Annotated in this window: 13 protein-coding genes; 8 read left to right on the top strand and 5 right to left on the bottom strand. The window is 63.3% G+C overall.

What is annotated here, in order from left to right:
* Positions 1–24: 24 nt before the first annotated feature.
* From ACZ6YA_RS10815 to ACZ6YA_RS10800, 4 genes are all read right to left on the bottom strand, one after another.
* Positions 25–10,566, bottom strand: coding sequence for a VCBS domain-containing protein (locus ACZ6YA_RS10815; protein WP_465897097.1), 10,542 nt, complete (start codon positions 10,564–10,566; stop codon positions 25–27).
* Between the two features lie 98 nt (positions 10,567–10,664).
* Positions 10,665–12,755: a site-2 protease family protein gene (locus ACZ6YA_RS10810; protein ID WP_465897210.1), complete on the bottom strand. Its 2,091-nt coding sequence runs from the start codon at positions 12,753–12,755 to the stop codon at positions 10,665–10,667.
* Positions 12,755–14,101, bottom strand: a complete 1,347-nt coding sequence (locus ACZ6YA_RS10805; protein WP_465897096.1) for an efflux RND transporter periplasmic adaptor subunit — start codon at positions 14,099–14,101, stop codon at positions 12,755–12,757. The genes ACZ6YA_RS10810 and ACZ6YA_RS10805 overlap by 1 nt, the downstream gene beginning before the upstream one ends.
* The gene (locus ACZ6YA_RS10800) at positions 14,088–14,849 is read right to left on the bottom strand and encodes an efflux RND transporter periplasmic adaptor subunit (protein ID WP_465897095.1); all 762 of its coding nucleotides are present in this window, start codon (positions 14,847–14,849) and stop codon (positions 14,088–14,090) included. The genes ACZ6YA_RS10805 and ACZ6YA_RS10800 overlap by 14 nt, the downstream gene beginning before the upstream one ends.
* A gap of 297 nt (positions 14,850–15,146) precedes the next feature.
* Between ACZ6YA_RS10800 and ACZ6YA_RS10795 the strand changes: the two genes are divergently transcribed.
* Complete coding sequence (locus tag ACZ6YA_RS10795) at positions 15,147–16,004, top strand: transporter (protein ID WP_465897094.1); 858 nt, start codon at positions 15,147–15,149, stop codon at positions 16,002–16,004.
* Positions 16,005–16,021: 17 nt separating this feature from the next.
* Here ACZ6YA_RS10795 and ACZ6YA_RS10790 read toward each other — a convergent pair whose 3' ends face one another.
* Entirely contained in the window at positions 16,022–16,783 is a 762-nt protein-coding gene (locus tag ACZ6YA_RS10790; protein WP_465897209.1) for a transporter, read from the bottom strand.
* A gap of 238 nt (positions 16,784–17,021) precedes the next feature.
* Here ACZ6YA_RS10790 and ACZ6YA_RS10785 point away from each other — a divergent pair, with 238 nt between their 5' ends.
* From ACZ6YA_RS10785 to ACZ6YA_RS10755, 7 genes are all read left to right on the top strand, one after another.
* Positions 17,022–19,370 (top strand): tetratricopeptide repeat protein, encoded by a 2,349-nt coding sequence (locus tag ACZ6YA_RS10785; RefSeq protein WP_465897093.1) that lies wholly within the window; start codon positions 17,022–17,024, stop codon positions 19,368–19,370.
* A gap of 105 nt (positions 19,371–19,475) precedes the next feature.
* Positions 19,476–20,450, top strand: coding sequence for an AAA family ATPase (locus ACZ6YA_RS10780; RefSeq protein ID WP_465897092.1), 975 nt, complete (start codon positions 19,476–19,478; stop codon positions 20,448–20,450).
* 13 nt (positions 20,451–20,463) lie between these two features.
* A complete protein-coding gene (locus tag ACZ6YA_RS10775) occupies positions 20,464–21,405 on the top strand; it encodes a DUF58 domain-containing protein (protein WP_465897090.1) in 942 nt (313 codons plus the stop codon).
* Entirely contained in the window at positions 21,402–21,911 is a 510-nt protein-coding gene (locus ACZ6YA_RS10770; protein WP_465897089.1) for a DUF4381 domain-containing protein, read from the top strand. Before ACZ6YA_RS10775 ends, ACZ6YA_RS10770 begins: the two co-directional genes overlap by 4 nt.
* Positions 21,898–22,890 carry a vWA domain-containing protein gene (locus ACZ6YA_RS10765; RefSeq protein ID WP_465897088.1) on the top strand — a complete coding sequence of 331 codons (993 nt, stop codon included), beginning with the start codon at positions 21,898–21,900 and terminating at the stop codon, positions 22,888–22,890. The genes ACZ6YA_RS10770 and ACZ6YA_RS10765 overlap by 14 nt, the downstream gene beginning before the upstream one ends.
* Before the next feature lies 1 nt (position 22,891).
* Positions 22,892–24,487: a VWA domain-containing protein gene (locus ACZ6YA_RS10760; RefSeq protein ID WP_465897087.1), complete on the top strand. Its 1,596-nt coding sequence runs from the start codon at positions 22,892–22,894 to the stop codon at positions 24,485–24,487.
* Entirely contained in the window at positions 24,484–25,788 is a 1,305-nt protein-coding gene (locus ACZ6YA_RS10755) for a hypothetical protein (RefSeq protein WP_465897086.1), read from the top strand. The genes ACZ6YA_RS10760 and ACZ6YA_RS10755 overlap by 4 nt, the downstream gene beginning before the upstream one ends.
* Positions 25,789–25,807: the final 19 nt, after the last annotated feature.

Raw genomic sequence — 25,807 nt, 5'->3', positions numbered from 1 at the left:
GGTCCGTCGGCGAATGTATCGGCTTCATGGGGCGTTACTGCCGCGGCGCTGGGCGGCCTCACGCAATTGCGCACGGAAGCCGCGCGCAGCTTGTGGCGGTTGCTCCGCTGGCGCGACCATGTCGGTGTGTACAGATGCCCACAGCGAAGGGTCCGGCAGCAGGCCGTCGGCGGTCAGGCTGATGACGCCGTGGCGGCCGTCGATCCAGTATTGATCCTCCAGGCTGGCGCGCCGGCTCTCGGCCACCGCGCTGGCAACGAACTGGCCCGGGACCAGGCCAAGCCCGTTGCCAAGCGACTGGCTTTCGATTTCGGGCGTGGCAAACAGGCGCACATCGCTGCCATCGGCGTTCCAGGCAGACAAGGTCAGGGCCTGGTTGATTCGCTCGACCACCGGTGCGACGAAGACTGCCGGGCTCACGTCGGGCAGCGGCAGGTTGTACAGACGGTTCTGGCTGTCGCGGTCGAAATACGGGCCGGGTGGAATGTACGGGGTGGAGATATCCAGGGTGATGATCAGTTGGGCCTGATCGGTGCCGCCGGCCAGGTCGCTGAGGGTGTAGGTGAAGTAGTCCTTGAGCACTTGGCCAAGGCCTGCGGCTGCCAGCACATCCGGGTTGCTCAGGTCGATGGTGTAGGTGTAGCTGCCGTCGGCGTTGAGCACCAGAATGCCGTATTGGCCGGCAATCGGCTGGCCGATAACCCCTGCGTTGCCGGTGCCAACTTCCTGGCCGCTGCGGATGCCGGTCACGGTCAGCCCGTCACCGGCATCCACATCGCTGTCGTTTGGCAGTACGTTGCCGCTGGTGTGTGGCGCCGGTACCTGGTCGCTGGCGGTGTTGCTGTCGTCGCGGGCCACCGGGTTGTCGTTGGCGCCCTGGATCGTGACGGTGAGGCGGGCATCGACGGTGATGTCGGCAGTGTCGCGCATGCGGTAGGTGAAGACTTCCCGGAGCGATTCACCGGCGCTGCGCATGGCCTGCACGGTAGGGTTGCTGTTGTCGACGACATACTGGTAGCTGCCGTCGGCGCTGATCAGCAGCGTCCCGTAAAGGCCCTGCAGCACCTGGCCGGCGCTGGCGGTCTGGCCATTTTCGCCGGTGTACTGCAGCACCGTCTTGCTCTCGCCGTACTGCACGCCGTCGACGTCGGTGTCGTTGTCCAGCACGTTACCCTGCGGGTCCACGCCGGGGGTGCCATTGTTCACGCCGCCGGCTTCGACGGCGTTGGCGATGTCGTCATTGGCCACGGGGTAGTCGTTGCGGCCGTCAATGGTGATGGTCAGCAAGCCGTTGGCGGTGCCGCCCCATATGTCCGAAAGCAGGTAGGTAAAGTTGTCGACCAAGGTCTGGCCACTGGTGCGCAGTTGCTGCACAGCCTGCAGGCTGTTGTCCAGCACATAGCTCCAGCTGCCGTCGGCATTGACGGTAAGGTCGCCGTACTGGCCGCGCAAGGTCTGCCCGACCAGGCTGGCATCGTTGGGCAGCGGGCCGTCACCGCTCCAGAAGGCCAGCACCTCCAGGGTTTCCGGGAACAGGATGTTAATGGTGTCCGGGTCGCTGTCGTTGTCCATCACATTGCCGCTGGGGTCGCTGCCCGGGATGCTGTTGTCGAAGCCGCCGGCCTCGACGGCCAGGCCCTGGTCGGGGCCGGCAATCGGTGGCTGGTTTTCGCCGCGGATGAAAATGGTCAGGGTCGCGGTATCGTTCAGCCCACCGCCGTCGGTGACCTGGTAGGTGTAGCGCTGGATGACGAAGCCCAGCGGGCCCAGGGCGATGATGCTGGGGTCGTTGGAGTTGACCACGAACTGATAGCTGCCGTCGGCGTTGAGTGTGAGGGTGCCGAAGTTGGTGGTCACGGTCGCGCTGCCGGTCAGTGGGTCGAGGGCCGGGTTGCTGCTCTCGGCACCCACGCCCACGGCGGTGACGGCCTTGGTGTCGTTGGCATCGACGTCGGTGTCGTTGTTCAGCACGTTACCGGTGGGGTTACGTCCGCCTGTACCGTCGTCATCCACGGCCACTGCGTAGGCAAAATCGTCATTGGCCACCGGGGTGTCGTAACGGCCCTCGATAGTTATGTTGATCTGCGCCTGGGCGCTGGCGCCGTCAGTGTCGTGCATGCGGTAGCTGAAGGTCTCGCGCAGCTGCTCGCCGGCCTTGAGCGCCTGTACGGCGGCCAGGCTGTCGTTGACGGTGTAGACATAGTTGCCGTTGGCGTCGATGCTCAGCGTGCCGTAGGTACCGGCCACCACGGTCGCGCCGGCATTCACCTGGATGAACGTGCCGCCAGCGGCGAGGGTGCCGAGGTAGATGCCGTCGAGTGTCTTGCTGTCACCGGCATCGACGTCAGTGTCGTTGCCCAGCGCGTTGCCGCTGCCTGGCTGGCCGGGCGTGCCGTTGTTGACACCGCCGGCCTCGATGGCGATGGCGCTGTCATCGGTGGCGATGGGCGTGTCGTTGCGGCCACGGATGACCACCGTGAAGGTGGCGGTGACGACCTTGCCGTTGCCATCGCTGACGCTGTACTGGAACACCTCGGTAAGCTGGTCGGCATCGGTGCGCAAGGCTTGCACCGCGCTGTTGCTGTTGTCGACCACGTAGCTGAAGTTGCCCTGGGCATCGAGCACCAGGCTGCCGTAGTTGCCGGCCAGGGCTTGGCCAGGCGTGCCGCTGATACCGTTCGGGCTGACCACGCCGCTGATGGTCAGGGTATCGCCATCCGGGTCGCTATACGCCGCGCGTATGCTGCCAGCAGGGTCGAGGCCGGGTTGTGCATTGTTCAGCCCACCCGCCTCGATGGCGTCGATGCTGACCGGATTGACCACGGGCGGGTCATTGACCCCCGTCACTGTGATAACCAACTGCGCCTGGTCGATCAGGCCGCCGCTGTCGTGGATCTGGTAGGTGAAGATCACCTGCAGGCTCTGCCCGGCGCTCAGCGCGCGGATCGCCGGGTCGGCGCTGTTGACCGCGAAGCTGTAGGTGCCGTCTTCGTTGAGAGTCAGTTGACCGAAGTTGCCACTGATCAGGCTGCTGTCAGCCAGCCGCGCTACCGTGCCGGTAATGGTCGCAGGTGCGCCGTTGGCCACCGGGCTGAGGGCGCCACCGGCGCTTTCCAGGCCGCTGCGCACGCCGTCGACCTTCAATTGCGTGGCGGTCGGCTGATCGAGGTTGTCGACGTCGGTGTCGGTGCCCACACCGGCGTTGCCGGTAATCACGTTACCGCTGGCATTGACCGGCGTCGGGCTGCCATCGCTGGCGCCGGCACTGGCGCTGCTTACGTCGTCCACGGCCGCCGGCGCATCGTTGGCGCCCTGCACGGTGATAACGAGGATGTTCAGCGAACTCAGGCCACCCGTGTCGGCCATCTGGTAGGTGAACACCTCGGTCAGCGTCTGGCCGGGGGAGAGTGCCTGCACGGCGGGGTTGCTGTTGTCGATGACGTAGCGGTAGCTGCCATCGGCATTGATGGTCAGGGTGCCGAAGTTCACCTGCACGCTGGTTGCCTGGCCGCTGGCAACGGGGATGATCCGACCGCCCCCGGGGCCGTCGTAGCGTACGGCGGTGACCTGCTTGGTTTCACCCAAGGCCACCGAATCAACGTCGGTGTCGTTGGTCAGCACATTGCCGGTGGCGTCCTGGCCGGGGGTGGCGTTATTGGTGCCGCCGGCCTCGATGGCGGTGGCGGCGTCACTGATGGCCACCGGAGTATCGTTGGCGCCGTGGATATTCACCTGCAGTATCGCGCTGCTGGTCAGGCCGCCGCTGTCGACGATGTCGTAGCCGAAGAAATCGCTGATGAAATTGCCCGCCGTGCGCAGCGCCTGCACCTCAGGATTGGCATTGTCGACGTTGTACTGGAAGCCACCACCCGCGGTGATCAGCAACGTGCCGTAGCGCCCCTGTATGGCCGTGACGCCGGTGCCCGGCACCGCCACACCTCCCGGCACGATATTGCTGGCGATGCGGGTCACGGTGAGCACGTCGTTGTTGGTCTGGATGTCGACATCGGTGTCGTTGGCCAGCAGGTTGCCGGTCGGGTTGACGCCTGGGTCGCCGTTGTTGAAGCCACCGGCTTCCACGGCAATGGCCAGGTCGTCATGGGCGATCGGCGCGTCGTTGACCGGGTCGATGACGATGTTCATCACGTCGGTGTCACTCAGCGCGTCGGCTGGATTCTGCCCGGGGATGCCGTCGCCATTGAGCGGTGCGTCGCCGAAGTTGCCCTGGTCGTTGGTGACCATGGTCAGGGTTTCCGTATCGCGGAAGGTGTTGAAGTCCTGGTCGCCTTTGTAATACAGCTGGCTCAGCAGCACGTTCAGTTCGTTCAGCGTGCCGGTAAGCACCAGGCTGCGGCCGGCACCGGCGGGCGGCGTGGCTGTGGGGGCTGGCGGGGTAGCGGTCTGCCAGATGACGCCATGCACCACGGTCAGAGTGATGGTCATGATGCCGTCTGTGTTCCCGGCGTTGACGTCGATGTCGCTGATGGCCAGGCCGCCGATGTGCAGCACGGTGTCTTCCTGGCCCTGCTGGTCGGCCACGGTGTTGATCGGTGCCTCGTTGATGTGCACGTAGCCTGCGTCGGCGATGCCGGTACTGCCTTCGCCCAGCGCCACATTGACCCGGCCCAGGCCTCCCAAGGCCGCGCCGGTGTCTGTATCGATACGCACCCGGAAGTTGTTGTTGGTGCTGGCCTGGTGGTCCTGGGCCACGGCGATCAGGTAGCTGCCCGAGGGCAGCAGGGCGAATTGGTAGAGGCCGCCATTGCTGGTGATGGTGCTGAAGGTGCGGTCGTCGGCGGTGCCGAACTGGCCATCGTCACCGGCCCAGGTCAGGCTGACGCCGATGCCGTCCAGGCCAGGCCCGTCAGGGCTGACGTTATCCGTGGCGCTGCGGGTGTCGTCCCACAGTGTGCCCTGGATCACGCCCATGCCGGCACCGTCGCTGAGGATGTAATTGTTCAGGCCAGCCGCGCCGTCCTGGCCCGTGCGTTCACCGGTGGCCCCGCCGGCAGTGACGGGCAGCGAACCGCCCCAGCCGGTGCTTTCGAAGTCGCTGGGCAGGCTGGTCCAGGTCAGCACGGCAGCGCTGGCGGCGTTGTCGGCGATGGTCTGGTTGGGCAGGGTCACGGTGTAGATCACCTGGACCGTGTCGTTGGGCGCCAGCCGGGCGAAGTCCACGGCAATGGCCGTGCCATCGGTGAAGCTGACGCCTGCAGGCAGGTTGCCCAGGTCCAGGGCCACGCCGTTGAGCAGGATGCTCTGCACCTGGTAGTTGCTGCCGTTGGGGAACTGGTCGGCCAGGTGCGTCTCGTAGGCCGGCACGCCGCCGTTCTGGGTGAAACTCACCGACACCGTGGCGTCGGTGGTGCCGGCCACGGCGCCCGGCGTCACGTCGATGACGGACTTGTCCATGCTGGTGAAGCTCGGCTCGACCACCCGCTCGAAAAGGGTATCGCTCTTGCCACGGTCCACGCCGCCGTTGTCGCCGACATGCTCGAACACGGTCATGCCCAACTGCGTGTTGGCCTGGTTGCCGACCACGTTGCTGACGCGCACGTTGAACTCGAGGATCACGCCTTCGATATCGCTGTCGTTGGCTTCGGTATTGGTCAGGTTGCCGAGGCTGAAGGTAATCGTCTGGCTACCGTCAGCGTTGGTGATGATCTGCAGCCGGCCGTTATTGCCATCGAAAACGCCGGAGGGCGCCACGCCACCCAGGTCGGTGTGGATAGGCAAGGCCACGTCGCTGTTCTGGTTGCCGGTCATGTACAGCGTGCCACCGCTGAGCAGGTTGGTGGCGTCGGTGGTCAGGCCATTGAGCTGGCTCGACACCATGGCAATCAGGATGTTGTTGAGGTCGGCCGGGATGAATTCCAGGCCTGCGGCCAGTTCGATGCGGATCTGGTAGCTGGGGTTGTCCCCAGTCGGTACCAGCACGGCCACCCGGTAGCGGACGATTTCGCCAACCGCCACGGTTTCCTGCAGGCCGCTGGTATCAGTGGCGCCGCTGCCATTGGTGGCGGGCGGCGTGTCGGACACCCCGCCGACGCGCGATACCTGGATCCCGTTGGTGACCGGGATCAGCAAAGCGCTCAATACCTGGTAATCGTTGAGCACGCCCGAATTGAGCAGCCCATCGTCACCGCTACGTTCGCCATTGACTGTATCGGTGCTGTTATTGGTGCCGTTCAGGCTGCTCCAGCGCACGTCGACGTTGTTGGGGATTGCGGCCTGGCCTGCGGCGGTGGCGTTGACCACGCCGCTGAGGGTGATGACGATACTGCCGCCGTTGGCGATGTCGATGTTGGCGCCGCTGGCGGTCACCAATTGCCCGTTGAGGATGACGAAATCGACGCCGCCGTTGTTGCTGGCACCGCCGTTGTATTGGATGGTGCCGCTGATCACCAGGTTGTCGATTTGCGTAGGCAGCACGTCCAGCAGGCTGATGTCGAAGGCGTCTGTGCCGGAATTGTTGGCCACGGTGATGGTGAAGGTGACGGTATCGCCCTCATCGAAGCCACCGAATGTCGGCGTCGAGGTCACCTGCTGGGTGACGCTGAGGGTGGGCTCGACAATGCTTACCCCAGGCTGTTGAGGGCTGACCAGGCTGCGATCAATCGGTGCGGTGCCGTTCGGGGTGTCGCCGTCGGGGTCGCTGTAGACCAGTTGCGCGCCGTTGTTCAGCGTGGTGCCTTGCTGGTTGCCGGGCACGTTGCTGGCCACCAGCACCAGGCGGATGACGAAGCTGTTGTTGCCGATGACGTTGTCGGCCGTGGCCCCGGCGCTGGAGAACACCAGCATCAGGTCGGCACCGTCGCTGCCATCCAGGGTCACCGGATTGACGTTGAGGACGCCATTGAAGTTCGCCGACAGGGCGCCGCTCCCCGCCGTGGTCGTGATGATTTCATAGCCCAGGTTACCGTTGAAACGCGGATCCAGGCGCAGGCCGGGCGGAATCAGGTCATTGATGCGCAGGCTGCCGGTGGCACCTTCCGGCAGGTTGACGACGATGTCGTAGGTGATGCTTTCGCCGATTACCAGGTTGCTGCCGGTGGTGTGGGTGGCGCTGGAGTCATCCTCGCTGAGGCTGCCATCCTTGTAGGTCTTGCTGATGGTGGGCGCGGCGACTTGCTGATTGGCGACTTCGACCAGGTCTGTGGGTGTGAAGTCCTGGCCGCCGTCGATGCTGGCGTAGTAGGTCAGTGCCGCCGTGCTTTGCAGGGTACTGGAGGCGAGAATGGCGTTGGCCACGCTGACGTCATAGGTGATCACTACCACGTTGGCACCGGACAGGTCATTGGCGGTGCCAGCGCGACCGGCCAGCAGGCTGGCCTGGCCGTTGGCGTCGAGGAAAGTGATGGTGTTGCCGCTGACGCTGTAGTCGCTGCCCAGCACCAAAAGGGTGCCATCACCCCGGTAGATCTGCAGGTTGGCGGCTGCCAGGCTGCCGCCGGCAAACGACAGCCCGGCGGGGAGGGTGATGCTGGTGCTGACATCGAACGCGCCGCCGCCACCGCTGTTCTTCAGGGCTGTGGCCAGGCGCAGGGTGTCGGCGCCATCGATGCCGCTGACATTGCCGTCCACCGCCGCCAGGCTGGTGACGCTGCCGCTGAACGGCACGCCGCTGCTTCCGGGGGCGGACCAGCTGCCGGTGGTGCCGGTGACCGTGCCGTTGCTGCTGGAAACCACGCCGTGGCGGATGTCCAGCACCGGCTCGGCGACCGATTCGATCACCGCCACATCCGATGAGGTGAGCACGGTCTTGTCGACCGTGGTGGTCTGGCTCGACTGCGCCAGCACGTCCAGCTCACGCTGGTCGGCGTAGGGCTGGTCGCCTACCACCATGGTGAAGCGCACCTGCACGGTGGCGCCGTTGATGCCGCCAGACACATAGTTGCCAAAGTCGAAGTTGATCGAGTTGCCGGGGCCGGTGGTCACGCTGTCGGGTACATCCAGCGTGGTATTGCCAAGGCCGAACGTCCATTGCCCGACCCCGGTGCCGAAGCTCCAGGCGATGCCCGTGGCGTCGAGCAGAGGCAGTGGCAGGTAGGCGATGAGCTTGAAATTTTCGTAGTCGGCCACCAGCAGGTCATAGCTGATGGTGAAGGTCACCACGTCGCCTGGGCGCAGTTCGCCGTTGACCGGCGGGTTGCCGCCATTGACCTGGGTGAGTTCGATGTCGACCGTGGAGGTGTCGATGGTGCTGGTGGTGCTGGAACCGTCGGTCTGGGTGCCGCCGAGGTTGACGGCGTCGCGCAGCACGGTGGCATTGACCGTGGCGTTGTTGCCGACGCTGTCGCCTTCGTTGAGCTGGTCGTGGGGCGGATGGTCGCTGGTGTAGGTGGCGTCGATGGTCGCGTCATAGACGATGCTCAGGCGCGTGGCGCCTTCCTGCACGGTGTCGTCGTACAGGTCACCGAACAGCGCTGCGATGCCGGGGCCGGCGATGGCCTGACGGATCGACTCGGCAATGTCGAAGACCAGCGTGGTGCTGCCGTCGGCATTCACCGTCTGGGTGTAGATCAGAGCGATGTTTTGCGCCACGCCATGTTGCTGGATCAGCAGGGTGGGCGGGTTGTTCGGGTCGAAGGTCTGGCCATCACTGAGCAGGTCGGTCAGGGTGAACTGCCCTTGCTCGAGAATGTTTTCGCCAAAGGCGAAGAAGTCGGAAATGGCCACGTCCATGGTGTAGCGCAGGGTGTCGCCGGGGGTGAGGCCGGTCGTGCCGACATCCGTCTGCAGGTTGACCTGCTTGAGCAGGGTGATCGACTTGGCGACGAAGGTCACGCCCTGGCCATTGCCGGTTTCGCTGAACGGGTAGCCGTCGGGGTCGGTGGGGCGGTCGCGCGGGTCCAGCGGGCTCCAGTCGCCGGTGACGCTGGCGGTGCCGAAGTTGATCTGCACCGGGTTGCCGGTGGCAGGGTCGATCACGGGCCGGCCATTGGCGTCGATTTCCGGCACATAGAAACTGACCTGGGTCGTGCTGGCGGCGCTGAGGGTGTCGTAGTGCACATCGTAGCTAGCGACGAAGGCGTTGGGGTTGGCCAGGGCCAGGGCGATCAGCGCCGGGTTGGAGAGTACGGTACCGTCGTGCAGCGTCACCGACGTCAGGGTGCCGCCCGGCCCTGGGGTGATGGCGCTGACATGCACCTGATCGGGCACGGTCTGGGTCACGGTGACATTGCTCAGGGTCTGCCCCGCGGCCGGGGTCACGGTGACGGTCTGGGTGCGGGTGAAGTTCGGCCCGGTGACGGTTTCGCCTTCGGGCATGTTGACCGTTTGCTCGACCTTCAGCAGGGTCGGCGTGACGATGAAGCTGTGCAGCGCGCTTTCCACCAGGCTCGGGTCCTGGACCGGGTTGTTCAGTGAATCGTTACCGTATTCGAAGCCGGCGCGGGTGTTGATGGTGAGGTTGGGCGCGCCGTCGGAGTAGGTGGTATCGGCCAGGTTGCTGAGCTGCGCGGTGATCTGGATGTCGATGCTGGGCTGGCCATTGGTGACGCTGGCGTAGGGCAGCTGCAGCACCACCATCTGGTCGCCGGGTTTCATCCCCACGCTGGCGGCATTGATCACCAGGGCGTTGCCGCTGGCGTCCTTGGCCAGCGGGTGGGTGGCATTGCCGTTGGCATCGAAGGTGATCACGTAGCTGTTGACCGTCTGGCCCAGGTAGGTGGCCGAGACGAAACTGGCGCCATCATCGCCGTCGCGACCGGTAGCCGGCATGAATACGTCGATGAACGGGGCGTAGCCTTCTTGGGTCGAGGGGTTGTTGAAGCTCACAGTAAAGGTGAACTGCTCGCCCAGTTGCACCTCGGCGCCGCCGCTGCTCAGACTGGCGGTGGGGCTGGCGTCGGCCAGCAGACCCTGGAAGCGGTCGAGCGTCGTGGCGGCCAGGGCGATGACCTTGTCGACATCGCCGCTGCTGACCTCCAGGCGCCAGTCACCGCCCGCCAGCGGGCTACCGGTGGCATTGCTGGAAGCGCCGACATCGGCACCGGTCCAGCGAGCCAGCTCGTTGACCAACGCCTGGCCGGCGCTGCCGGCACCGACATCGCAGCCGTACAGCTGTATGTCGGCACCGGTATTCAGCTCGCCGCGCCAAGCACTCAGCCGATCACCCAACTGCTCGACCGTCTGGCTGGTGAATACCTGGTTACCCAGGGTGAACTGGCCAGACGCACCATGTGAGAACACCTGGATCGAGTCGACTTTGCCCAGTTGCGCCAGGGCCGTGCTGATGGCGGCGATGGCATCTTGGCCGGGGTCCACCACCAGTGCGGTAGTGCCGGTAGGCAAGCTGGCGACCAGTTGCTCGCGGTTTTCCACGCGGGCATCGACCACCACCAGGTTGCGTGGGGCGGGCGCTGGGGCAGTGGTTTGCGCTTCGCTGGCAGTAGGCGCGGGGTGGCTGGTATCCGAGGTGTCGGTGGAGCTGGCGTCACTGTGGTGCTGCTGGTCGACAGCAGTTGCGGCGGCGCCGTCGAAGAGAATTCGCTGTTCCAGCGCCAGAGTCTGCGACCGTGGGCGTGAAGCTGTGGCAAAGCCGGCTCTGCTATTGATGTCCATTTCCGTACCCTGCTCAGAAGTTCGACGCCAGTTGCGAGGCTTAAGCAATCGTAGTCGGGTTTCATTTGCGCGGGAGAGCAGGCGCCGAAAGGCACTGTTCAGAACCCGCTTTCACGCAGCCCGACACCCAGCAGCCATTTGCCCATCTCGCCGAGCACACTGCGTTTTTCCCCTTCGATCTTCAGCTTGCCGCGGGTTTCGCGCACCGTGGTCAGCGGCTCATCGAGGGCAATCAGTACCTGGAACAAAGCGTTGCTGGGGACCAGAGGCTCATTGGTGGTCGGTACCGGGCCGCCAAAATGCGAGGAAAGCATGCGGTGGGCCAGCTGCCCGGCACGCGTGCTGCCGATGGCCAGCACTTTGCCGCGCAGTGCCGTGGCCTGGCCTTCAGGGTAGAACCTCACGGCATTGCCAACGGCCAGGTGATGGACCTGGTCCTGAGCGACATAGGCATCGACCTGCCAGTGGTCAGGGTCGATAAGGATACCCAGCGCTTGTTGGCGGTTCAGCCACTGGCCGGGACGCCAGTCTGGTTCAAGGTCCAACCAGACGCCCGCAAAAGGTGCCTGCAGGTTCAGCCGGGCGATTTCGCTGCGTGCGGCGCGGGCTTCCTCGTTCTGCACATTCAGGCGCTGTTGGGTGGCGGCATCTTCGGCCAACCCGGCAGGGTCGGCGAGCAGCCCGGACAAGCGCGCTTGATAGCTGCGGGCACTGGCTTCGCTGCTGCGCAGGCGCGAGTCCAGATCTGGCTCGTCGAGCACGGCGAGCACCTCGCCGGCCTTGATGGGCCCTGCCGGGTGCAGGCTTTGCAGCCGTGCAGGGTAGGGGGTGTAGACGCGCAGCTGGTGTTGCGCACGAGCTACGCCCACGGCATCGACCTGGCTGTGCCAAGGAAGCGCCAGGCCCAGCACGGCCAGCCCCAGGCAGGCATAGATCAACTGTTTGCGCCGCCCCGGAATGCGTGCACGCTGCTGCCACCAGTGGCTCAACTCACGCTTCACCGGCAATGCGATGAACCAGGCCAGTTCGACCATGAACAGCACGATCCCCAGCAGTTTGAAGAAGAACAGGTAGACCGCCACGGCGATGCCCAGGAACAGCACCAAACGGTACAACCACGTGGCAAAGGCGAAGGCGATCAACAGCCGGCGCTGCCCCACCGGGAACGGCTCGGGCCACGGGTCGTTGAGCCCCAGCAGGCTCCGCCGCAAGGCCGTGCGCGCCAGTGCCGAGGCGCGTTCGTGCAGGTTGGGAAAATCCAGCAGGTCGCTGAGGATGAAGTAGCCGTCGAAGCGCATGAACGGGCTGGCATTGAGCGCCAGCGACAGCACCCAGCTGGTGGTGGCCAGGTACAGCAGGGCGTTGCTCAGCGCACCATCGTCACACAAGGCCCAACCAAGCGTCGCCAGGCCCGCCAGGGACAGCTCCGTGACGATGCCCGCCGAAGCAATTGCCAGCCGTTGCCTGGCGTGTTTGAGCTTCCAACTTTCGCCGGTGTCGGTATACAGCATCGGCCACAGCACCAGGAATGCCACGCCCATGTGCCCGACGCGCAGGCCCTGGCGCGTGGCGACTAGCGCATGGCCGAGCTCGTGCAGGGTTTTTGCGACCACAAGTGCGAGGGCAAAGCTGAGCAAGCCTTCGGTGGAGAATGACTCCACCACGGCATGGGTGAAACTGTCCCACTGCTGCATCACCAGGATGATACCCAGCAGCGTCAGGCTCACCACCAGCACCCCGGTCAGCGGATGGAACAGCCAGCCCAGGGCCGCCGCCAAGCGCTGCAAACCCGCTTGCGGGCGCAACAGTGGGACGCGGAAGAACAGGTAGTGGTGCAACCACCAGCGCCAGCTCGACCAGGTGCGCGCTTCACTCGCCGCCTGCAGCTTGGCCAGTTGTTCGGCGCCGGGGCGCAGCAGATGGTGGTGTTCGAGAAAGCCACGTAACGCCAGCACCTGCTCGACATCCGGTTTCAACGCACTGTCACGTGAGATCTGTTCGCTGATCTGTCGCGGTGTCTGGCCCCAGCGCAGCAGGCACTCGAACTCCAGCCAGCCGATGCGATAGAAGCGGTTGAGCACCGTGTCGTGGATCATCCACGCCGGTTCCCCTTCGCGACTGTCGGCGGCTTCGCACAGGCGTAGGTCCTCGCGCAGCGGCGGCAGTGGCAGGTCGGTAAGGTCTAGCATCACCAGCCACTCCAGGCGCGCAGCGAGGCGAGTGGGCGACGCAGCAGGTAGTACCCGAGCATCACCCGGCCGCCGTACAGCTTGGCCGTGCCGTGCAGGCCGAGGCGGGCATGCTCGGCCTGCTCGTCGATACTCGCCATCAGGCGGTAGGCGACCACACCGTCATCGCTGGGCTTGGCCTGGTAGCTGGTTTCAAGGATCTTGCCCTTGAGCGGGCTGAGCGGGTAGGCGGTGAGGAACAGCGTGACTTCGGCGCCCGGCTCCAGGGCGATGGCATCGGCCACCGCCAACTGGATCTGCATGGCCGGTTGCGCCGGGTCGGCCACGTGCATGATGCGTTCGCCGGTCGACACCGGTTTGCCGAGCCAGTCGTTGGGGTCGCTGAACACCGCCACCCCGGCGCGTGGCGCCACGACCTGGGTGCGCCGAAGCTGCGCTTGCACCGCCGCAAGTTCCGCCCGGCGTTGCTGGACACGGCCTTGCAGCAGGGTCAATTCGCTCTTGCTTTGCGGGTTGTCGAACGCTCGCTGGCTGGCCGCCAGCAACTCGGCATCGGCCACCGCGACTTCCTTGCCGAGCACTTCGGCGCGACTGCGCAAGGTGGTCTCATCGAGGGTGAGCAGCGGCGTGCCAGCGTCCACCGGCTGGTTGGGGCGCACCAGCACCTGGGCTATCACGCCATCAATTGGCGAGCTGACGATCTGCGCCTGGCGCGAAACGATCTGCGCCGGTGCCAGCGCCGTCTGCCTGACTGGCACTAGCAACAGTCCGGCGACTACCAGCAGCGTGATCAGCCACTGACGGCGGCTGGGGCGCCAGCGGCTGACTCGCCGGCGCCGGGTCAGCGCGCTCCAGCAGTAGGCCCAGGTGCGGACAAGGCCTTCGAGTTGCTGGTGCAGTACCGCGGGCGGGGCCTCCTCGAGCAGCAAGACCAGTACGCCGAGGCGTTGGCCAGCAGGGCCATGCACCGGTAGGCACCACAAGCCCGCGGGCCACCATTCGGCCCAGCCTTCGGCGATGTCTTCAGGGGGCGCGCAATTATCGTGGGTCAACCAGGCGGGCTGCACATCGACCAAGCGCCCGCCGAGCCAGCGGCTGGCCCGGCGCAGCCACACCAGGTAGGGCGAGTCCTCGGTGGGCCGCGCCAAGCCTGACACGCACAGCAGTTCCAGGCCACTGTTGCCTTGCTCGAACACCAGCGACTGGTGAAAGGGCAGCAGCGGGTAGAGGTCGTTGGCCATGCTGAATGCCAGCGCGTTCAGCGTCTGGGCGGCCATGGCCTTGTCGCGCAGGGCATCCAACTGCAGCAACAGCTGTGGGTGCGGCAGCGGCCTATTCACGGTCATGGTCGAACCGCGCCGTGCCGCTCATGCCGGCGATCAGCTCGGGGTAGCGCTGATCGAAGCGCGCTTCGAGCTCCACCGTCTGCGCCACGGCATCGACCCGGGAGTTGATCACGCTGACCTTGGCCGGGTAGGTCTTGCCGGTTTCATGCACGCTTACTTGAAGGGGCAGGCCGGGGCTGAGGTCTTTCAATTGGCTGGACGGTACATTGAGGCGCACCTTCAACGCGCCGTCACTGACCAGATCGAACAGCGGTGTGCCGGCGCTGACGGTCTGATAAGGCTTGACGTACACCTTGGCGACATGGCCCGAGAACGGCGCCATCACCTGGCAATAGCTCATCTGCGCTTCGCCCATGGCGCGCGTGCCGTCGGCTTTCTGTACTTCGGTATTGGCAGCCGCCACTTCGATATCGCCCACGGCGTCTAGCTTGCGCAGCTGCTTCTTGGCCTCCAGATTCTGCCGGGCCATGGCCAGTTCGGCCACCGCCACCTTGCCGCGCGCCTGGGCCTCGTTGCAGTTGAAACGAGCCAGGGTGGCGCCTTTGGTCACGTGCTCACCGAAGCGGGTCTTGAGCTCGCCCAGGGTGCCGCTCATCTGGCTGGACAGAGTAGTTTCCAGCTCTGCGGCCAGAAGCACTCGGACTAATTGGGGATCTTGGTTAATTGCCTCCTGTTCAGCGTGGGCGACGAGGCTGCCCAAGGCGAGACATAGAGGAAGGCAATAGTGAGCGGCGATGGGAAACGGCATTCTCTATTCCTTGGTCAGAGACGACCACGGCACCATTGGCAATGGCATGCCGAATTCATACTAGGAAGGAAAGAGCTATTTGCCAATTTCAACACCGGCATGATGCAGCCCATTGGGCTTGAACTGATCGCCGAGCGTCTATGCTGGTTGGGCGAATACTTCCGCCGACCGAACACACATCGTCGGCATTGCAGGTTCGCCCCGTGTCTTCAATTGAATCCGTTGAGGTGGGATATGCCCCTTTCCCCAAATCGTCCCCTATGGTATCAGCCCACCTTGCTGGGCGTCTGCGCTGTCATGTCCAGCACTGGCGCGCAAGCGGACAACGCACGGGATTGGCAAAACCTGCCAAAAGACCTGAATATGCTTTTCGGCTACTACAACAAGATCGATACCAATACGCCGATCGACACTGCGCTGCCACTGGATGGTTTATCGCTTGATGCCGACTTGTACCTGTTGCGCTATGCACGCACGATGGACATTGCTGGGCGCTCTTCGGGGTTTCAGGTGATACAGCCGTATGCGGATGTCGAGGCGTCTTTCGACAATGGCCGGTTCTTTGACGGAACCCGGCATAATGGCGGAATGGGCGATACCCAGATCGTTCTGGTTCACAACCTGTTTGGTGCGCCTGCGTTAAATCAACAAGAGTTCCAGCAATGGGTGCCCGAGACCTTTCTCTCCGGCGCCTTGTGGGTGACGGCGCCGACAGGGGATTACGACAAAAATCGCATCATCAACATTGGCTCCAACCGGTGGGTTATCAAACCCGAACTCGCCTTTGGCCACCCCATCGGCAACACATGGATCGAGTTGAATACTTGGGTTTCACTGTACGGCGACAACGACGATTATTTGGGCAACCAGAAGCTGGAACAGGACCCGCTCGGCGCCATTGAGGGACACTATAGCTATACCATCAACCGAGCGCTCTGGGTATCGTTGGATGCGACCTATAGCAAAGGTGGGGAAACCAAAATCAGCGGTGCCAAGCAGGACAACGAGCAGGAAAACACGGTGCTAGGCGCAAGCCTGGGGTTCATGCTGTCCCCGCAATTTGGCGGCCTGCTCGCCTACTCGGACACGGTTTCGCAGCAGACCGGTTCACCCGACATCAACACTTGGACGGTACGGTTTCAGTATGCCTGGTGAAACTGCGCGTCCCGCGCTCAGCGCGGAAATAGCAATGTCACAGCGAAGCGAAAACCCCAGCCTTGCGGCCCGTACTCCGGTGAATCCAGCCAATAGCGTGGTCCGGCTTGCAGGGTGAGGGGGTGGCCCTGAATCTTCAACAACTGAGTGACGGTAAGGTTGACAGGTACCGACCATTCTCGGGATTGCCAGTCGTAACTCGATTCACTGTTGATACCAAAAGTGGTCAGCGTGCTATTGGTGTACGAAAAGAACGGTTGCAAAAAGGTTTGATTGACCTTCTGCTTGCCATCCGCCGGGCTGCCTTCGAGGCCCCAGAGGTGGTTGGCGAGTATGCCGTGCGTCCAGCCGTTGGATTGTTTCAAGGCAACAGCGGTGGGGCCGAGTGCCCATTGCTCATTGCTCAGGACATCATCGCTACCGGTGGGAATCAGCAGCGCAGGCCCTGCGCCAAGTATCCAGCCACTTGCAGTGGGCTGCTTGGGCGAGAAAAAAAAGCTCTGGGTGATATCGCCCACACCAGATTTGTCGGCGCCACCTCCGAGGCCGTGCTGATCGATCACCGGCAGGATCGTGCGTGAAATCACGTTCCACTCTTCGTTGAGGTTGAACGGTAACACCGGCTGAATGTTCGTCAGGCTTCGAGTGCCGTCGCCGTTCGGTCCCATTTTCTGGTCCCAGTTATACTGCATCGGCAGGCTGTACATTGCGGCAACCGGATTGAGTGCCTTCTTGGCCAGTTCGGCTGAGTCATCGGCGTATGCGAGCCCGGTGTGCATCAGCAATGTAAATGCGAACAACGGATAGCCATTAACGTTCAACCTAATACCTCCAACATCAGCCTTCTTTATTGTGCTGGCCGAAGTTGGCCGATCGAGCGGAGCATAGTCGATATTTTTCTGAGGGTTACCTGTATTACCTGGAGCGCTAAGCTAGCCTGTTCAACCAGGCGTAGGCGCGGAAATTATCAGAAGAGCTTGGCACAGGCCTTGATTCGCTTGACCATGGAGCTAACGGATGGGGCGTTGTTACGGAAAAAGCGGCCGGTTGTTGCAGGCGTTAGTTGTGGGATGTACATGTCTGATGCTCCTCTTTACCGCTGCCAATGTCAGGGCAGCCACTGAGGTCCACGAGCAATTGCCGAAGTTTTCGAGCGACGCGCAAGGGTATGTAGCGACCTCTACGTGCCTGGGTTGTCATGCATCGCAAGCCCAGGCGTGGAAAGATTCGGATCACGGGTGGGCGATGCGCGAGGCCAGCGATGCGAACGTGCTCGGCAATTTCAAGAACGCTGTCTATAACGAATTAGGCGTCACGGCGCGCTTTTTCCGCAAGCAGAAGGGCTTCTTCGTGACCACCGAAGGTGAGGATGGCCAGCCAGCGGACTTCCAGATTCTCTACACCTTTGGCCACTATCCGCTGCAGCAGTATCTGGTGGCGCTGCCACGAGGCCGGCTGCAGGCCCTGACCATCGCTTGGGACAGCCGGGCCAAAGGCGAGGGTGGGCAGCGATGGTTCTCGCTTTATCCGGGACAACGTTTCGCCCCCAATGACCCGTTGCACTGGACTGGGCGCTACCAGAACTGGAACGGTATGTGCGCAGACTGCCACTCCACCCGGCTGCTGAAGAACTACGACGATCGCCAGGACAGTTTCGCTACCACCTGGAAAGAGCAGAACGTCGGCTGCCAGAGCTGCCATGGACCTGGCCAGGCGCATGTCGACTGGGCGAACAAAGGTGTAGCAGACGGGCAAACCTATGCGTCAGCCAAGGATATAGGCCTGGCCGTTGACTACAAGGCGTTGGGCAGCCAGGGCCAGGTCGAACAGTGCGCCTTCTGCCACAGCCGTAGGCAGACCCTAGGTGTCGGCCAGCTCCCGGGCCATCCGCAGCTCGACCAGAGCTTGCCGGCGACGTTGCGCAGCGGGCTTTATCACGCCGACGGCCAGATTGACGGCGAGGTGTACGAGTATGGCTCGTTTACGCAAAGCAAGATGTACAACGCCGGGGTCGGCTGTACCGATTGCCACAACCCGCACACCAGCAAGGTAAAAGTCGAAGGCAACGGCTTGTGCCTGCAATGCCACAACGGTAACCCACCCATAGCCCGTTTCGCGACGTTGCAAGCCAAGGATTACGATACCCCGGCCCATCACCACCATGTCGCAGGCAGCCCTGGCGCTCAGTGCGTCGCATGCCACATGCCGACCAAGACCTACATGGTGGTCGACCCCCGTCGCGACCACAGCTTGCGCATCCCGAGGCCAGACCTCGCCAGTAAGGTGGACAGCCCCGACGCCTGTACGGCCTGCCACACGGACAAGCAACCGGCTTGGGCAGCCAAGGCTATCGAAGGATGGTTTGGCGAACCGCACCGGCCGGTACTGTTCGGCGAATCGTTCCAGTCAGTGCGCAATGGTGAAGGCATCACGTTGAGCCTCTTGAATACGGTGCTGGCAGACAAAGGCAAGCCAACCATCGTGCGCGCCACCGCCGCTGAGCAGATGGCCGATCTGGGGCCGCAGGCCCTCATCAGCCTGGGATGGTCGTTGAAGGATCCCAGCCCATTGGTACGTGCATATGCCGTGTCGGGCTTTATGAGTCTGCCAGCGGAGCAGCGTATCAAACCGTTGTTGCCATTGCTCGAAGACCCCGCCTTGGCTGTGCGTGACGAGACGATCAGGGCGCTCGCAGATGTGCCTAGAGACAACCTGCCTGCACAGTCCCTAGACAGGTTCAGCACTGCGTTGGCCGACTACGAGAAGCGCCTGCGGGGGAATGCGGATCTGCCCGGGGGGCGGTTGAATCTGGCAGTGCTGCTTAGTCGGCAGGGTCGTCAGCAGGAAGCCATGGAGCAATACCGTCAGGCACTGCGGCTGGACCCGTACTTTGTACCGGCGCGAGTCAACCTGGCCAACCTGGCAATGGCCGAACAACAACCCGATGATGCAGAAAAAGTGCTGCGCGCAGGCCTGGCACTGGGCAACATGCCTGCCACCGACCACGGCAATCTGGCTTACATGTTGGCACTGCTGCTGGTGGAGCGGCGCCAACCCGAAGAGGCGTTGCAATGGATGGAAACGGCGGCCGTAGCGGTGCCGGATAACACCCGCATTCGCTACAACCAGGGTTTGCTGCTGTCGCGTTTGAATCGCCGTGATGAAGCCTTGGTGGCCCTGCAGCGAGGCCTGGAGCAAGCGCCGGACAACGCCGACTTGCTGTATTCGCTGATTTATCTGCATGCCTTGGCCGGTGAGCGTCGTGAAGCTTACGCGTATGTGCTGAGGATGCGTAAAGCGGCGCCGGAGGACCCGCGCTTGCAAAGCATCGAGCCGTATTGGCAAAAGTACGAAAGTTCCAATTGACCTGGCATTGGCGACGCGAGCGTCTAGATTTACCACGTCGCCCTCAGCAGTTGCGAGCATTCATGGGGCGTCCTACCGATACCCCGGCTGACTAGGACTGTATCTGTGGATATACGTGAGCAAATTGTCGCCCTAGAGGCCAGTGTGGCAAAGAGCGTGCTCGGCCAGGCGCAAACTATCCGCCACGTGATCCTTGGCTTGCTGGCCAATGGTCACGTCCTGCTGGAGAGCCTGCCAGGGCTGGCCAAGACGCGCACTGTCAAAGCCTTGGCCACGCACCTGGAAGCCAGTATGCGGCGCATTCAGTTCACCCCCGACCTGCTGCCATCGGACATTACCGGTGGCGAAATTTTGCAGCAGACCCCTCAGGGCAATGAGATCAAGTTTCAACCTGGGCCATTGTTCGGCAACGTGATTCTCGCCGACGAGATCAACCGCGCGCCGGCCAAGGTCCAGGCCGCTTTGCTGGAGGCCATGGAAGAGCGGCAGATCACCGTGGCCGGCCAGAGCTACCCGATGTCGGGGCTGTTCATGGTGCTGGCAACCCAGAACCCGATCGAGCAAGAGGGCACGTACCCGTTGCCCGAAGCGCAGATGGACCGGTTTCTGATGAAGCTGCAACTGGACTACCCCAGGGTCGAGGATGAAACGCAAGTGCTGCGCCTGGTGCGCAATGAGGAGCAACTGGCCGGGCGCCCTCGGCCTGCACCTGAGCGTCTGGCCCAGGAGGTGGTGTTCGCCGCTCGCAGTGCAATCGCCAGCATCGCAGTATCGCCTGCGATCGACCGTTACCTGATCGATCTGATCAACGCCACCCGCCATCCGCTGGAGCACGACTCAGACCTTGGACGTTGGATCAAGATCGGCGCCAGCCCCCGTGGTGGTATCAGCCTGGATAGGGTGGCGCGCGCCCATGCATGGCTGACAGGGCAGGATTTCGTCACCCCGGACGATGTCCGTGCGGTCGTCCATCCGGTGTTGCGTCACCGGTTGCAGCTCTCCTACGACGCGGTCGCCGATGGTGTCGACGCCGACCAGGTGATCGACCGGCTACTGGACAAAGTGGCGATCCCGGCCTGAACGGAGAAAGCCGATGCAACCGACCCAGGACGGCTTCGTCTACGCTTCGCTCGCTCAGTTGATGGCGTTTGAGCACCCCGCGCGGGGCTTGAGTTTCGTCGCCCGCCAGCCGCTGGCGAGCATCCTGGCGGGCAACCATGCCTCGCGCCTGCGTGGCCGGGGCTTGAGCTTCGACGAGCTGCGCCGGTATATCCCCGGAGACGACTTGCGCCACCTCGACTGGCGTGCCTCGTTGCGTTATGGCAAACCGTTTGTGCGCACCTTCACCGAAGAACGTGACCGGCCAACGCTGCTGCTGGTCGATCAACGCATGAGCATGTACTTCGGCTCACAGCGCAGTTTCAAGTCGGTCACCGCTGCAGAAATCACCGCGTTGTCGGCATGGATCGCCCTGCAGGCCGGTGACAGGGTGGGCGGGCTGGTGTTCGATGACCACCAAATAGTGCACATCAAACCGCTGCGCAGCCGCGCGCGGGTGGAAGCCCTTTGCGCGGCAGTGGTGCGCAGTAACAACCGGCTCAGCGCAGCAGGCCCGGACAGCGAGCAAGAGTGGCAGCTCGACCACATGCTGCGCACGGCCATCGGCATTGCCGGGCATGATGCCTTGGTGTGCATCATCAGTGACTTTGCGGGGGCGTCGGAGCAAACCCTGAAGCTGCTGCGGCAGTTGAGTGCGCACAATGATGTGATTGCGATGCAGGTGTATGACCCCATTGCACTGGAGGTTCCAGACAAGGGGAGGCTTACTGTGACCCAAGGTGAGATGCAGGTTGAACTCGAGGTCGGCCGACGCCAGGTGCATCGGCCATTGAGCGACTTTCTCTCGGGTCGCCTGCAGGAGGTGGCCCAGCTACTGCGGCGCAGCCAGATCCCGCTGATGATGATCAGTACCGGCGACGAGGTGTCGGGGCAGTTGCGGCGCGAACTGGGGCGGCTTTCAGGTAGTGCGCGATGACTGCCCGGCTGCCGGTGGCGTCCACCGACCAGCTCAAGGAACTGCCGCTGCCAGTGCCACCGTTCAGCTATGTCCCGCAAACCTGGGGCTGGGCGGTGGTGTTGACCATAGTGCTGGCGGCCGGGCTTGGTTGCGCCGTGTACGCCTGGCGACGCTGGCAGGCCAACCGCTATCGGCGGGAGGCGTTACTGCGGCTGGACGCGCTCGTTGCGGCACTCGAAAGCCCCGAACAACGTATACAGGCGCTGCGTGAACTGCCGGAACTGCTCAAGCGGGTTGCGCTTTCCCTGCCCGATGCGCCGCCGGTGCAAAGCCTTTCAGGCCAGCATTGGCAGGGCTTTCTTCAGCAACGGGTACGCTTTGCCTTGCCGGTGCAGTTTGCCGCGCAGCTGCACACCCTGGCCTACGCACCGGACGTGCAGGTGCAGGCGTTTGACGATGAAGAACTCCGCACGTTGGTGCACACCTGCAGGCGCTGGATCGAGGTGCATCATGTGGCAGTTTGACTACCTCTGGGTGTTCTTGCTGCTGCCCTTGCCTTGGCTCGTCTATCGCTTCATGCCTCCCTACCAAGAAGCGCACAGCGCGTTACGGGTGCCGTTTTTCTTCGCCATGAGCCGCGCGGTCAACCAACTCCCGAGCGCTTCGACGGGCGCAGGTGGCCGTTGGCAGTCGGTGATCAACTTGCTGGTATGGGGTTTACTCTTGGCTGCATGCGCGCGCCCCGTGCTGGTGGAGAAGGCTATCGAGCACAATCAGCCGATCCGGGACATGCTGTTGGCGATCGATATTTCCCAGTCCATGCAGGCGAGGGACTTCACCGATGCCAGTGGCCGGCAGGTGGACCGCTTGACCGCAGTCAAAGCGGTGGTGCGCGATTTCGTTGACCAGCGCAAACAAGACCGCATTGGCCTGATCGTGTTTGGCACCGGTGCCTATCCGCAGGCACCTTTGACGCTGGACCACGCCAGCCTGTCGCTGCTGCTGGATGAGGTCGGGGTCGGCATGGCCGGGCCGAATACCGCCATCGGTGACGCCATTGGCCTGGCCATCAAGCTGTTGGAACAGGCCAAGGAGCAGGAAAAGGTGATGGTGTTGCTCAGTGACGGTAATGATACCGGCAGCGCGATCACGCCCGAGCATGCTGCAGCCTTGGCCCGTGAGCGGGATATCGTGATCCATACCATCGGCATCGGCGACCCGCAGGCCAGCGGCGAAGACAAAGTCGATCTGCAGGCGCTTGAAAGTATCGCACGCACCACGGGCGGCAGGTTCTTCCGTGCCGATGACCGCGGCGCGCTGGCTCAGGTGTATGCCACGCTCGACCGGATCACCCCGCACACGGTCAAGACTTTCAGCCATCAACCCAAGCGTGACTTGTTCTGGTGGCCGCTGGGTGCTGCGTTGCTGTTGCTGGCCGTGAGCCACAGCCTGGCGTTTCTGGCCGGCCGGTTGCGGGCGCGGCCGGCGCTGGAGAGGCCGTGACATGAACATCGATCTCAGTGCGCTGCACCTGCTACGGCCCTACTGGTTATTGCTATGGATTCCGGCCGCGCTGTTGCCTTGGGCCTGGCAGCGGCGTCATGACCTGAAGCGGCAATTGCAAGGCATCATCGCCCCGCACTTGGTTCAACACTTGATCATCACGCCGCAGCAGCGTCAGCGCATGCGGCCTGTGCATTTGCTGGCAGCGCTACTTGGCCTGGGCGCCCTGGCCGCCGCCGGGCCGACATGGCAGCGCGATATCCCGGCATTCGTCGACAACCGTGCGCCGTTGATACTCGCGCTGGACCTGTCACCGTCGATGGACGCCGACGATGTCCCACCGTCTCGCTTGCAAGCCGCCAAGCACACCCTGCACGACTTGGTTATGCGCAGGGCTGGGGCGCGTACGGCGCTGATCGCCTATGCCGGCAGTGCGTACTTGGTATTGCCTGCGACCGACGACCCGAACCTGCTCGACACATTCCTGCAGGCACTGGCCACTGACTTGATCGCACGGCCGGGCAAGGATGTGGTCGGGGTGATCGAGGTGGCCAAACGCTTGCTGGCAGCCGAGCAGGTACCTGGCACGCTGGTGTTGCTTACCGATGGCGCCGATGCAGAGCAATTGCCCACACTTGCGAACGCGCTGCAGGGCAGTGATCTGCAGGTGATGGTGTTGGCGGTCGGCAGCCACAACAGCGGTGTGTTGCACGATGCCCAGGGCCGTGCCCGAATAGCCGCCGACGGGCGCCCGCTGCGAGCAGATTTCGACCAGGATGGCTTGCGACGGCTGGCCAAAGCCGTCAGCGGACCGCTGGGCAGCCTGACCTTGAACGATGACGACCTGGACTGGATCGAACTGCATGCGCAGCAGCATTTTCAGGCAACCCAAGGCGACTCGCAGCAGGTGCACTGGAAGGACGCCGGGTACTGGCTGTGCTGGCCAGTGGCGTTGATTGCACTGCTGTGCCTGCGTCGAGGATGGAAAGTGCATTGGATGGCCACTGTGTTGCTAGCGCTGCTGTGGGGCACGCAGCCGCAAACGGCGCGGGCCGGGCCCTTTGCCGATGCGTTCTTCACCCCTGACCAACAGGGGCGCTGGGCCTTTGAGCAAGGCCATTACCCACAGGCCGCCGCGCATTTCAACGACCCTTACTGGAAAGGACTGGCCGCCTACAACGCAGCCGAGTATGACGTCGCGTTGGCCAGTCTGGGCAAAATCGATACCGCGGAGGCTTTTTTCTATCGGGGCAACATCTACGTGCGCCAGTTCAAGTTTCCCCAGGCGATACAGGCGTATCAGCAGGCGCTGGAGCGGCAGCCGACGTTTGCCGAGGCTAGCGCCAACCTTGCACTGGCCCAGGCGCTGCTCAAAGACTACGAAGACCAGCAAAAAGCGGGCACCCCTGACGAGAAGGCCGACAAGGTGGTGGAAGACCAGACGCCCTCCAAAGGCGTCAAACAGCGGCAACAAACCCCGCAAGCGGCGTCAGATCAGGTCTGGCTAAACAACCTGACCACATCGCCGGCGCAGTTTCTACGACGCAAGTTCCTGCTTCAGGATAGCTCCCGGCAAGCTGCGGAGGGCACACCATGAGGCGTTTGCTGTTGTTGCTGCTACTCGGTCTGCCGTGGCTAGCGGTGGCAGCCCCCGACGCGCAGGTGCAGGCTCGCCTGGCGCCCGCCGGCGATACGGTGGTGGGCGCGACGCTCGAGTTGCAAGTCGACTTGCTGGTCGATACCTGGTTCACTCAGCCGGCGGTGCTGCCGACCATTGCGTTACCCGGTGCTGCGGTGAGTGCGCCTAGCGGCGAAGCGCAGCATCTGAATGAACAGCGCGATGGCAAGACCTTTTTCGGGTTGCGTTATACCTACCAGATCACCCCGCAAACAGCTCAAACCTTCACACTGCCTGCTCAAACCTTTCAGGTGTTTCCGGGGCAGTCGGACACGCCGGTCACCCTCACCAGTGAACCGCTGTCGTTCGTTGCCAAGGCCTTGGGCGGTGATGCCACCGTACATCGCCTGGTAGCGCGCAATGTCACCCTTGAGCAACAGACGCAGTTGTCGCACTTACCCTTGCGTGCAGGTGACAGCATTACCCGCCGAGTGCTGATCCGTGCAGAGGGCACGCAGGCGATGCTGATACCGCCGCCTTCTTTGCTTGAGGTGGAGGGCCTCAAGCGCTATGTGCAAACGCCCATTGTCAAGGCGCTCAGTGATGGCCGAGGGGGCGCGAACGGTGGTCAGCGCGAAGACAGCGTCAACTATGTGGCCTCTGCCGCCGGTCACTACCAGTTGCCCGCTATCGAACTGCAGTGGTGGGATGCAGCTACCGGTGAGGCCAGACGCGCGACGTTGCCCGCGATCGATGTCACCGTCATCAACGGCGGCTATAAGGCTCCGTTTTCCATCGACCAGGACCTGCGCGCGCTTGGCCGCCAGGCACAGTTACGTCTGTCTGGTCATTGGTTGTGGGCGGCGGGTTTGCTGTTCCTCGGCGTGGCGCTGATTTATGTCGGACGCCCCTGGTTGCAGGTGCTCTGGAGGCATTTCGGAACCTGGCACGCAGCGCGGCGTACGGCACGATTGCAGTCGGCGGCCTACGCCTGGCAACTCGCCCGCAATCAGCTTGCAGAAAATCCGCCTCAGCTCGGCGGCCTGTATTTGTGGATCCGCCGCGTTACGGGGCAGCGCACGGTATCAGAATTTTCCTCAACTTTGCCCGCCTCATTGCGAATGCGTCTACTAGACTGGCTCCAGCACCGCTATGGAAAAAGCAGCCAAAGCCACCAGGTCACGCAGTCTCTGGGCCCGCTGCTACCTGCGCTCCGACGAGCGGCATTGCCTGAACGGCGAGTCAGTCATCGCAACCGTTTAAGGGCTCTTAATCCATGAGCGTCAAGGCTGAACAGGT

Source organism: Pseudomonas sp. NPDC090752 (assembly GCF_055584805.1).
The sequence above is the reverse complement of the archived record's forward strand: the minus strand, read 5'-3'. Positions and strand labels throughout refer to the sequence as shown.

Coding starts and splice junctions, on each gene's coding strand:
- ACZ6YA_RS10770 (WP_465897089.1), top strand. CDS start 21,402: ATGACTGCCCGGCTGCCGGTGGCGTCCACCGACCAGCTCAAGGAACTG.
- ACZ6YA_RS10805 (WP_465897096.1), bottom strand. CDS start 14,101: ATGACCGTGAATAGGCCGCTGCCGCACCCACAGCTGTTGCTGCAGTTG.
- ACZ6YA_RS10795 (WP_465897094.1), top strand. CDS start 15,147: ATGTCCAGCACTGGCGCGCAAGCGGACAACGCACGGGATTGGCAAAAC.
- ACZ6YA_RS10810 (WP_465897210.1), bottom strand. CDS start 12,755: ATGCTAGACCTTACCGACCTGCCACTGCCGCCGCTGCGCGAGGACCTA.
- ACZ6YA_RS10755 (WP_465897086.1), top strand. CDS start 24,484: ATGAGGCGTTTGCTGTTGTTGCTGCTACTCGGTCTGCCGTGGCTAGCG.
- ACZ6YA_RS10800 (WP_465897095.1), bottom strand. CDS start 14,849: ATGCCGTTTCCCATCGCCGCTCACTATTGCCTTCCTCTATGTCTCGCC.
- ACZ6YA_RS10760 (WP_465897087.1), top strand. CDS start 22,892: ATGAACATCGATCTCAGTGCGCTGCACCTGCTACGGCCCTACTGGTTA.
- ACZ6YA_RS10765 (WP_465897088.1), top strand. CDS start 21,898: ATGTGGCAGTTTGACTACCTCTGGGTGTTCTTGCTGCTGCCCTTGCCT.
- ACZ6YA_RS10790 (WP_465897209.1), bottom strand. CDS start 16,783: ATGCACACCGGGCTCGCATACGCCGATGACTCAGCCGAACTGGCCAAG.
- ACZ6YA_RS10815 (WP_465897097.1), bottom strand. CDS start 10,566: ATGGACATCAATAGCAGAGCCGGCTTTGCCACAGCTTCACGCCCACGG.
- ACZ6YA_RS10775 (WP_465897090.1), top strand. CDS start 20,464: ATGCAACCGACCCAGGACGGCTTCGTCTACGCTTCGCTCGCTCAGTTG.
- ACZ6YA_RS10785 (WP_465897093.1), top strand. CDS start 17,022: ATGGGGCGTTGTTACGGAAAAAGCGGCCGGTTGTTGCAGGCGTTAGTT.